At 66.8% G+C, this 1,523-nt stretch carries 1 protein-coding gene; it reads left to right on the forward strand.

All coding sequences use genetic code 11. The features are described 5' to 3' along the window. A partial coding sequence (locus Q0X16_RS00670) for a TRAP transporter large permease subunit (protein ID WP_297829552.1) occupies window positions 1–1,523 on the forward strand: 1,523 nt, incomplete at both ends.

Here is a 1,523-nt window from a genome sequence, read left to right on the forward strand (position 1 = left end):
GTGCCGTTCTTCACGCTGATGGGCCTGATCCTCGAGCGCAGCGGCATGGCCGAGGACCTGCTCGATTCGGTGGGACAGGTGTTCGGCCCCCTGCGCGGCGGCCTGGCGCTGGCCGTCATCTTCGTCGGCGCCATGCTCGCCGCCACCACGGGGGTCGTCGCGGCCTCGGTGATCTCGATGGGCCTGATCTCCCTGCCGATCATGCTGCGCTATGGCTACAGCCGCAGCCTGAGCAGCGGCGTGATCGCGGCCTCGGGCACGCTGGCGCAGATCATTCCGCCGTCGCTGGTGCTGATCGTGCTGGCCGACCAGATGGGCAAGAGCGTAGGCGACATGTACAAGGGCGCCTTCATCCCGGGCTTCGCGCTGATGGGCTTGTACGTGCTCTGGGTGGTCTTCCTGGCCATCTTCAAGCCGAGCGCGGTCCCGGCGCTGCCCCCGGAGGCGCGCGCGTTCCGCGAACCCAACGGCAGTCATGGCTACCGCTCGCTCGCCGTGCTCGCTGCGCTGTCGACCGCGGTGGCGGTGGTCCTGGCGGAGCACATGGAAGCGGTGCACACCTGGTGGCAGGGAGAGCCGGTGGAGTTCGTGGCGACCGACGAACGGATCGTGGTGGCCATGTGCGGTGGCGTGTTCGTCGCCTGGCTGATCGCCGTCGTCAACCGCGTGACGCGGCTGGGCCTGCTCTCGAAGCTGGCCGAACGCGTGACCTTCGTGCTGATTCCGCCGCTGCTTCTGATCTTCCTGGTCCTGGGAACGATCTTCCTGGGCGTGGCCACGCCGACCGAGGGCGGCGCCATGGGCGCCATGGGCGCGCTCGTGATGGCGACGCTGCGCAGGCGCCTGAGCTGGCAGTTGCTCAGGCAGGCGCTGGCGACGACCACCCGGCTGTCCTCGTTCGTCATGTTCATCCTGATCGGCGCCACCATCTTCAGCATGGTGTTCCAGGCGGCCGACGGACCGGTGTGGGTCGAACACCTCCTGAGCAAGCTGCCCGGCGGACAACTGGGCTTCCTCATCTTCGTGAACGTCCTGGTGTTCGTGCTGGCGTTCTTTCTCGACTTCTTCGAGCTCTCGTTCATCGTCGTGCCGGTGCTCGCGCCGATCGCGGACAAGATGGGCATCGACCTGATCTGGTTCGGCGTGCTGCTGGCGGTCAACATGCAGACCTCGTTTCTGCACCCGCCGTTCGGCTTCGCACTGTTCTACCTGCGGTCGGTCGCTCCCGAGAGGCCCTACGTAGACCCTGTCACCGGCAAGACGATGGACCCGGTCACGACGATGCAGATCTACAAGGGCGCGATTCCCTTCCTGCTCCTGCAGTTGACGATGGTCGCGATCCTGATCGCCTTCCCTGTCCTGGTCACCGGCAACCTCGACAAGAAGCCCGAAGGCGACATGGAGGCCATCGGCACGCGGATGCTGCAGCAACTGGAGAATGCGCCGGGCTTCGACCCTGGCACGCCGGCCATCGGCGGAGGCGAAAACTCCGACACGGCACCGCAGGGCGAGCGCGCGGACGA

This window comes from Thermomonas sp. (assembly GCF_025993755.1).
Classification (GTDB): domain Bacteria; phylum Pseudomonadota; class Gammaproteobacteria; order Xanthomonadales; family Xanthomonadaceae; genus Thermomonas.